Raw genomic sequence first — 9,522 nt, forward strand, 5'->3', positions numbered from 1 at the left:
ATAATTTATTTGAAGTAGCACAATAGGTTAAAGTAAGTAAAGATTTACAAAAAATAAATAGAGTAATGGCATTGGATATGAATAATTATCTAATGCCAAGGACATGTATGATGTACAAGATTATGATGATCCAGAGGAGTTTTATTTTGATCATATGGACGAATTTGAAGATGTTCAGGATGCAGAGGAGTATTGGGAAGAGTCACAGTAGAGAAAATGAACAAAATCCCCGTAATCTCTGGTCAGATAAGCGGATAAGGTGTATACTAAAAAAGTTACACTTGTTTATTAAATTTATGGATGAGGGGAAATATGAAAGTACAAAAAAGACTATGGATCGCATTGGTTACCTTCGGGCTATTTGCCATTGTTTTTTCTGCATGGATATATAATCAGAGCACGTCGAGAGAGAAGCTGTCTTTTGACGGTACGGTGACATTTGAAGCGACGCAGGAAGTGGATGGCGAGATCAAGACAGAGAATATGGTTTTGCCGGAGGAGTTTAATGGACAACGGTCGCTTTTGTTTAAAACAACGCATACAGCTGTTGAGGTCCTTCTTGACGGTGAGGAAATTTACCAGTATGGCAGAGATGAAAATACCCCCAAATTTCTGAAATCACCGGGTTCCTGCTGGCATATTGTAGATCTTCCAGAGAATAGTGCAGGGAAAAAACTGGAGGTACGGATACTTCCGGTATATTCGAAATACTATGGAAATGAGTTTTCACTTTCTTTTGGAACGAGGGGCGATTGTGTCCTGAGAATTCTGAAAGACAGTTTCGGGATATTGCTTATCAGCTGTGGGATTTTGTTTTCTGGGACAGTCAGTCTGATTTTGTACTTTTCGAGTATGAGAAAAAAGAACAGAGCAAAATCAGTGGGCAAAAATGAGATTTTATTGAATCTTGGAATCTTTTCTTTGCTGATTGCGATATGGTCATTGCAGCAGTGTGGATTTATGCAGTTTCTGATCCCGGATGGAAGAACTCTTTATTTTGTGGATCTTTTTTCCTTTTTGCTATTTCCGGTGCCATTTACTTTTCTTTTATATGATATCTGCAAAAGCAAGTATCGTAAAGGCGCGTTATACCTGGCAATTTTGTTCCTGCTGAATATGGCAGTACAGGTCATACTTCAGTGTGCAGGAATCATAGATATTTTCCTTATGCTTCCGATGACGCATATATTAATGCTGGTTACAGTTGTCTATACATTGATGCTGATTCATTATGAGGCAGAAAAAATAGAAAATGAAGCAGCACGGGAGTTTAAGTATCCATTGTATATCATAATGGTATCTGGTGCGGCAGAACTTGCTTTGTATTATATCAGAAATTTTGAAACTACGTCCATATTCCTTCCGCTTGGAACCATGGGATTTATTGTTTCGCTGATCTGGATACAGGTATACAGATATTATGACCAGTATGTTCAGAAACAGAAAATTGTATATCTGCAGAAGATGGCAAATATGGATATGCTGACGGAAGCGATGAACAGAAATGCCTACGAAAACATGATCAAATATCTGGATGAGCAGGAAATTGAGCTGCGGACGACAGGTGTTGTATTACTTGATGTAGATAATCTGAAAGAGATCAATGACAATTTCGGACATGAAAAGGGAGACGAAGCACTGAAGCTTTGCTACCAGTGTATCCGGCGTGCGTTCAAAAATGAAAAAAACTGTTTTCGTATTGGCGGTGATGAGTTTGCATATGTGTATCATAGTGAGGAAAAGGAACAGATTCCTGGCTGCATAAATGTACTGGAACGGACTCTGAAAGAAACGTCACGTGATCTTAGTTATCAGTTGAGTATTTCAACAGGATATGCATATTATATTCCGAATACAGATATTGATTTTAAGGACATAGTAAGACGAAGTGATACGATGCTGTATCGCCAGAAACGCAGGAAAAAAGTTGCAAAGACAACGGGGACGGAAAATACATTTTCCTATATGGAAAAACATCCTGCAGAAGATATTATTGATGAAGTGATCCTCCACGAGAAAAAATATCAGGATATGCCGTTGGATGAGCTTTGCAGTATGATTGATCTTATCAGTCCTACCACCGATAATTATCCGTATGTTATAGATTTCAGGACAGATTATTATTATATTGCGCCACAGGCACTGGAGCGATTCTGTATTCCGAAAAATGCTTTTCACAAGGTAATGGAGTATCACAGAGATTTTGTCTATGGGCCTGATTATGCAAAGCTGAAAGCAGAATTTGATGATCTGCTAAGTACAGAGCGCTGTACTCACAATATGGAGTATCGCTGGATGGATCTGAAAAAAAGGCCTGTCTGGATCAAATGCAAGGGACATTTGATACGCGATGCCAAAATGAAGCCTCTTTATATGATTGGCTGCATCAATGAGATTGGTGGAAAACAAAAAGCGGACAATGTCAGCGGTTTTTTGGGTGAAACTGGTTTCCGTGAATACATAAGTAATCCGGTTCCGACCTGGAAGAAGGGATATCTGTTGCGTGTTGGAATTGATCATTTTAAAGAAATTAATGAGAAATTCAGTATGGAATATGGAGACTTTATACTGAGAGAAACAGCGGCATGTATTTCTTCGTGTATGTCAGAAAAACAAAGAGTATATAAACTGATGGCAGATGAATTTTTAATTCTGGATGTTTCCTCGGATGATACAAAAGAGGCAGGAAAACTTTTTATAAAGATCAGGGAGTCCATCGATCAGTTTGTTGAAGAAAATGATTTTGAGGTAATGTATACAATTTCAGGAGGAAGTCTGGCTCTGCACAGTTCTGAGAATATTGAATATTCAAAAGTTATGAAGCTGACAGATTTTTCATTGAATGAGGCAAAGAAGCGCGGAAGAAATCGTTGTTATATATTTGATGAAAAAGACTATGGTCGGTTTATTCGAAAAGGAGAAATTACACAGGAACTCAGAGAGGCGACAAGAAATGGATTCCAGGGATTTGTGGCATTTTACCAGCCAGTGATCGAAGCTAAAAGTGGCAGGCTCAGTGGAGCTGAATCATTGATGCGTTTTTCTTCTTCAAAGTTTGGAATGGTATCTCCAGTAGAATTTATTCCAATTTTGGAGGAGACAGGCCTGATCATTCCGGTAGGACGCTGGATGATGAAAGAAGCAATGGAAAAATGTAGTCAGATCAGAAAAGTGATTCCTGGATTTAAAGTCAATATAAATATTTCCCAGGTACAGGTATCAAAGTCAGATGTGATCATAGATATTGCAGACGAGATGGAAAAAGCAGGACTTTCACCGGAAGCAATGAATATTGAACTGACGGAAAGTGATCTGCTGGAGGGAGATATTAATACGCAGCATTTCCTAAAGGAATTAAAGCGTATGGGAATTAAACTGGCACTGGATGATTTTGGAACCGGCTATTCTAATTTCCATTATCTCAGTGAACTTGATCCGGAGATCATCAAAATTGACCGTTCTTTTACATCGAGTGCTGTGGCAGATGAAAAAGAGTATTATCTGCTGAAACAGTTCTGCAGGATGATCCATAATCTTGGCTTGAAGATTTGTATTGAAGGTGTTGAAAACCAGGAAGAATGGGCAAAGATCCAGAAGCTTGAACCAGATTTCGGACAGGGATTTTTCTGGGGAAGACCTTGTGGCTATGATGAGTTTGTAAGACAATTTATAGAGAAGAAATAAAAAATATCCGGTATAGAAACATAAGCGTTCTGTATCGGATATTTTTTTCTGTATTACATATCGAGGCACTGATGCTGGTTAAATGCTAAGCAGGAAAAGTGCCAGAAAAATGATTCCCATTGCGATCCATTTGTTAAGTGATAAACGTTCCTTAAAAAAGATCATACCTGTAATAGTAACAAACACAATGGTACCGATGTTATATACAGGATATACGATGGTTGCCGGCATTTGTGAAAGTGACAGTAGCAGAAATCTGGCGGAAAAATAATTTGGTATACCGATAAGTGCTCCCCATCCGAGATCAGCGAAAGTAAAACGCTGCTTCTTGTAAGTCTTTATAATCAGGCTGCACAGGAATGCGAAGAGAAATGTACAAAGCAGGTACAGATCCTTCAGGGATGCAGAACCACATTTGTCGTAGATGTTTGCAAGAGAATCCGTGAAACCTCCGGCTGCTAACAGAATCAATAACAAAGAAAACTGGTAAGAAACATTTTGATTTTTGACTTCGTTCGGATTCTGGTTAATGATAACGACGGAGATCAGTGCAAGACAGATACCGGCAATGGAGGTAAGGGTCAGGGTTTCATGAAAAACTACAACAGCCATAATGGTTGGTACGATAACGCCAAGTTTCATAAATGTTGTTGATAATACAATGCCGTTTCGGTTTATATTGACCTGAAGCAGAATAAAATTGACAAGGTACATAATTCCGCTGATGAGTCCCATGCCTATTGGAAAAATCACTCCTTCTGAAAATGCGGATGTGTTGACACGTAAGCCAAATAATATGGCTAATAAGATACAGACAGCATAATTTGAGAGAAACATGGTCATATTGTTTCGGATGTGCTTGTCTGAAAGACGCATTGTAATTGATACGAATGCACTGAAAGTGATAGATAGTAATAAATAATACAATTTTTCCTCCCTGTGTGAAGGCAGATCCCGATGAGGATGATACCTTTTTATTTGTAAAATCAGAATTCAGTGTAACATATCAGGCGGTGGAGGGAAAGAAGTTTTTTGTGAATAGCTTTACTGTAAAAAGCTTCCATGCTATGATTATTTTTATCAATGATGATTTCTCTGAATATTGAGATAGAAGGGATTACAGTTATAGAAGCATCATTCGTATTTGGCAGAAATCCGATCTGCGCAGGTGAAGTGGAATCTGTCTGAGGGGACAGAGGAAAGTATGGTCCGTTTTCTTCCGGTAATGCAGACGGATACTCTTCTGAAATACAGAGATCAGGTGTTGATCATAGATACCAAGTATTATGAAAAAATCCTGAGAGATCATTATGATAAAGCGATACTGCATTCTGAAAATCTGTATCAGATTTTTACCTATGTAAAGAATCAGGATGTGACAGGCAACGGGAAAGTTTCAGGACTACTGTTATATGCCAGAACGGAAGAAGCAATTTCGCCGGACGGAAGTTACATGATGGATGGGAATAAGATTGGTGTGAAAACATTGGATCTGAATAAAGAGTTCAGATGGATCGCAGTACACTAGAGTTGATTAGTTTGAAATACAGAAAAAATAATGAATATACGTTACAGTAATGGAAAAGAAAGGAATGAAAATTTTATGAACATACAGATATTTGGAACCAAAAAATGTAGCGATACCAGAAAAGCAGAGCGCTTTTTCAAGGAGCGCGGCATCAAATATCAATTTGTTGACATGAAAGAAAAAGGTATGAGCAAGGGTGAAGTTACATCGGTTGCACAGGCAAATGGTGGTTTGGAAAATATGATCAACTGGGAAGGCAAGGATAAGGATACGCTTGCGCTGATTAAATATATTGCGGATGAGGACAAGCTGGCAAAGATACTAGAGAATCCGCAGGTGATCAGGACACCTGTAGTTCGAAATGGAAAGCAGTCAACGCTTGGATATCAGCCGGATATATGGAAAGGGTGGAAATAGGATATGGCATTGTGGGCGATGGGGGATTTTCATCTGGCATTTTCGGTGGATAAGCCGATGGAAGTCTTTGATCCGATATGGAAGAATCATGAAAAGAAGATCCAGAAGTATGTCACAAAATGTGTGAAGGATACAGATACGATCGTGATCACAGGAGACCATAGCTGGGGGAGAAATCTTGAAGAGTGCGAAACGGACCTTAAATTTATTGAGGAACTTCCCGGGCGGAAGATCCTGCTCCGTGGAAATCATGACATGTTCTGGGACGCAAAGAAAACTGCCAGATTAAATGACAGCTTTGAGGGCCGGCTTCAGTTTCTTCAGAATAATTATTACAATTACGGAGATTATGCGCTGGTCGGAACCAAGGGATATTGTTATGAGGGAAAAGATTCAATAGAACATTTCCTGAAGATCAGGGAGCGGGAGGTGGAGCGGCTGAGGACATCGTTTGACAAAGCAAAAGCAGACGGATATTCTAAGTTTATCATGTTTTTACATTACCCCCCGACGACCATCGGAGAGCAGGAAAGCCCCTTCACGCAGATGGCAGAAGAATACGGCGCAGAGCAGGTGATCTATTCTCACTGCCATGGCAGGGAAAGATATGATGACAGCTTCAAGGGAGAGGTAAATGGAATCATGTATCGGCTCGTTTCATCAGATTATCTGAGGTTCAGACCGGAACGAATTTTATAAAGTCAGAAAAGAGGAAAAACTATGAAAATCGTAATCATCAACGGAAGCGCAAGAAAAGGAAATACTTTAACAGCAATTAATTCTTTTATCAAAGGGGCATCTGAAGGAAATGAGATTGAAGTCATTAATCCGGACAAACTGAATATCGCTCCATGCAAAGGCTGCGGCGCCTGTCAATGTCATAAGGGCTGTGTGGACAAAGACGACACAAACCCGACCATCGACAAGGTCGCAGCAGCAGATATGATCCTTTTTGCAACACCGGTTTACTGGTGGGGAATCACAGCACAGATCAAACAGGTTATCGACAAATGCTATTGCCGTGGCATGCAGATGAAAGAGAAAAAAGTCGGTATCATTGTTATTGGCGGTGCTCCGGCAGGGGATAAACAGTATGATCTGATCAAGAGCCAGTTTGACTGCATAGCAGACTATCTGGCATGGGATGTTCTGTTTTACAAACCATACTCCGCAAATGGCAAAGATGAACTGGCGAAAGATATTGAGGCGATGAAAGAGTTTGAGATGTTAGGAAAAGTACTGGAGAAATAAGTGCTCAGAGGAGAGGGGATAGTGATGATAAGAGTTTTATTCGTTTGCCACGGCACTCTTTGAAAGCTTCGCCAAAAAGCCAGTAAAATCACGGTCTGGAGGGCATAGGCGGTTAGAAAATAACCCGAAAATAACCCACGGTATTTTGTGCAGATATTACATGTAAATATAGATGATGTTTGGGATGCAACATGATAGATGAGCTGTAAGATTTTGGAAAGAGAAATCTTATGGCTTTTTTGCAAACAAATAGAAGAGAAAAATAGTGTTAAAATGTAAAAAAATATTTTACAATATTATTGATAAATACTCTTTATTTGAATATAATTAGGGTAGAAAAGAGAAAAGGAGGTCATCACAATGAAGTTTGATGAATTATTTGAACAGAGAAGTCTGGTGGCTTCGAAGTTAAAAGATTGTATTAGAGATATGGGGTATACAAAAGTATCCTTTGCGGCAAAGGCAGATATTTCACGACCAACTCTTGATAAGTTGCTGAATGGTAGTATAGACAGCAAGAGTTCTTTTGATCGCCATTTGCAGAAAATACTGAAATTACTCAATATGACGGTAGAAGACTTGATGTTGTATCATTCAGCTCCCTCAAAGCTCTCTACAGCAACGGTGTATTCACAGAACGCACCGATGGATCATGAAATGAACGAAACAGCAAAGAAGCAGTATAATTTACTTCTTGATGTAATTGATTTGTGTGCGATTTATTATTAAAGGTACCTATAATTTACCGAATAGCAGTTTTGTGTCAATCGAAATGAAATGGAGATGTGGATTAGATGAGTGAATTAATTACTGCCCAAAACTTGGAGCTTGTTATAAAAAAGAATCATGAGATTAAAGAGGAAGTTCTAGCACAGGCAATTAGACTCCAGACAAATCCATCTATAATGAAAGTTGCATCAGCTCCACAACTTGCACTACTAATTTTACAGGGCTTTGGTTTGATTCAGATGCCTATAGAAGATAAATATTGGAGTGGTGCTATATTTGTTAAGGACGAAAAGATTATTCCTGTTATAAATACTGCACTCCCCAGAGCAAACCAATATTTTACAGCGTGGCATGAGATATATCATTTGATATTTGATAAAGTATCATTTGACCATTTTATTGAAACTGATAATACACTAGAAGAGAGAAAAGCGGAGTATTTTGCAGCATGTATGCTGTTAAATGGTGTTGACAGGTATTTTACAGAACTTCCGGAAGCAGAGTTTGTTTCAAAAATATTCCATTGTATGTCAACATTTCAAGCACCATATAAAGCAGTGTTGGTATCTTTATATGAATATGCTATACAAAGTGAAAATGAAAAGCTTTGTGGCAAAATCAAAGAAGTATTTGACCTTCAGTTTGATGATTTACCAAACAGATTCAGAATGCTTGGATTGGACGACAGTCTGGTATGCCCTTCTTATGTTGTCAATACGTCTTCTTTACAAGAAAAAATAAAGAGGACAAGAGATGAAAATCCTGAGGTTCGTTATCATGAAGATAATGAGGAGTATTTAAAGAATATTATGGCTGAAATAGCTCTGATAACAAGGAGGAGCGAATGATAGATATAGAAAAAATTGAAAACATAGATGATAAAAAGCATATCGCTCTTTTAGATACTTCATCAATCTCTTTTATGCAGGGACTGAAAATGAAAGGCATACAACCAGAGGACATATTGAAAGATTATGATTTGATTCTGATTCCGGAATGGGTGTTAACTGAAATAAATGATGCTCCGGGAAGAGCTAATTATGTACAAGGATTAATAGAAATGGGATACCCGATATACTGCATTAAAGAGGAATCATATTCGGATTTGACAAATAACGAAGAAGGAAATCTTTATCAGATAGTCCTGGCATCAACGCACCAGTTGGCAAGAATCAGAAGCTATTTGCGTCGTCATGTTGAAAAAGTGGATCCGCTTGATATGGAAGCATATGAAGAGTGGATTCAAAGGTTATATGATGAATGGCCAATTTCTGAAGAGATGTTGTCTACTGGTAGAATAAAAAAGAAAAATGCTGGTGAGGTATCAATTACGATTTTGTCTGAGATAATATCATGGTATTACCCTGAAACAAAGACACTGACTATATATTCTCAAGATGGTGATACATATGATTTTCAAAGAAAAGCAGAGACTGATTTAAGAAAAGTATTTGCTGCAAAAGCGCCTGTGCCAATATCTTACAAGAGTAATGATGCTATATTATGCCAACTTGCAAGAGAAGGAAAAATCAATATAGATGATATTAATGAATATAGAAAAGATGTACGGAAAATCACATATAGTAAAGAACAGGATGATCATGCAATCGTATTGGTTACGGAATTAGTAAATAACGAATTGTTTGCAAAACTTGTTTCTGATAAAACTGTGCATATTATTTTTTAAAGTTGTGATGCTAAATTTGAATTACAATGTCCCTCGGGATCTCCCTCGGAATGTCCCTCAGAAAAAATGACAATGACGTCAGGAATAAGTTCCAAGGCTGTAAAATGTCACATTAATGATATAGATGATGTTTGGGACGCAACATGATAGAATGGTTACAAGAAAAATTTGTAGGAATATAAAGATATGGAATTAAGATTATTACGCTATTTTTTGACAGTAGCAA

The 9,522-nt window shown here is 38.1% G+C and carries 9 protein-coding genes; 8 read left to right on the top strand and 1 reads right to left on the bottom strand.

Annotated elements, in window-relative coordinates:
- Nucleotides 1-312: 312 nt before the first annotated feature.
- Nucleotides 313-3,684 carry an EAL domain-containing protein gene (locus QZL69_RS00710; RefSeq protein WP_022213318.1) on the top strand — a complete coding sequence of 1,124 codons (3,372 nt, stop codon included), beginning with the start codon at nt 313-315 and terminating at the stop codon, nt 3,682-3,684.
- A 78-nt stretch (nt 3,685-3,762) separates the two neighbouring features.
- Here QZL69_RS00710 and QZL69_RS00715 read toward each other — a convergent pair whose 3' ends face one another.
- The gene (locus QZL69_RS00715; protein WP_022213319.1) at nt 3,763-4,611 is read right to left on the bottom strand and encodes a DMT family transporter; all 849 of its coding nucleotides are present in this window, start codon (nt 4,609-4,611) and stop codon (nt 3,763-3,765) included.
- A gap of 277 nt (nt 4,612-4,888) precedes the next feature.
- Between QZL69_RS00715 and QZL69_RS00720 the strand changes: the two genes are divergently transcribed.
- The 7 genes from QZL69_RS00720 to QZL69_RS00750 all read left to right on the top strand — a co-directional run bounded on the left by QZL69_RS00720 (nt 4,889) and on the right by QZL69_RS00750 (nt 9,296).
- Complete coding sequence (locus QZL69_RS00720; protein ID WP_022213320.1) at nt 4,889-5,212, top strand: hypothetical protein; 324 nt, start codon at nt 4,889-4,891, stop codon at nt 5,210-5,212.
- Between the two features lie 75 nt (nt 5,213-5,287).
- A complete protein-coding gene (locus QZL69_RS00725; protein WP_022213321.1) occupies nt 5,288-5,629 on the top strand; it encodes an arsenate reductase family protein in 342 nt (113 codons plus the stop codon).
- 3 nt (nt 5,630-5,632) lie between these two features.
- Nucleotides 5,633-6,328, top strand: a complete 696-nt coding sequence (locus QZL69_RS00730) for a metallophosphoesterase (RefSeq protein WP_022213322.1) — start codon at nt 5,633-5,635, stop codon at nt 6,326-6,328.
- A gap of 21 nt (nt 6,329-6,349) precedes the next feature.
- Complete coding sequence (locus QZL69_RS00735) at nt 6,350-6,880, top strand: flavodoxin family protein (RefSeq protein WP_022213323.1); 531 nt, start codon at nt 6,350-6,352, stop codon at nt 6,878-6,880.
- A gap of 360 nt (nt 6,881-7,240) precedes the next feature.
- A complete protein-coding gene (locus QZL69_RS00740) occupies nt 7,241-7,609 on the top strand; it encodes a helix-turn-helix domain-containing protein (protein ID WP_015513317.1) in 369 nt (122 codons plus the stop codon).
- A 65-nt stretch (nt 7,610-7,674) separates the two neighbouring features.
- Nucleotides 7,675-8,457, top strand: coding sequence for an ImmA/IrrE family metallo-endopeptidase (locus tag QZL69_RS00745; protein ID WP_022213324.1), 783 nt, complete (start codon nt 7,675-7,677; stop codon nt 8,455-8,457).
- A complete protein-coding gene (locus tag QZL69_RS00750; protein ID WP_022213325.1) occupies nt 8,454-9,296 on the top strand; it encodes a hypothetical protein in 843 nt (280 codons plus the stop codon). Before QZL69_RS00745 ends, QZL69_RS00750 begins: the two co-directional genes overlap by 4 nt.
- The last annotated feature ends 226 nt before the right edge of the window (nt 9,297-9,522 follow it).

This window comes from Blautia sp. CAG:237, from assembly GCF_000436615.1.
Taxonomy (GTDB): domain Bacteria; phylum Bacillota; class Clostridia; order Lachnospirales; family Lachnospiraceae; genus Blautia_A; species Blautia_A intestinihominis.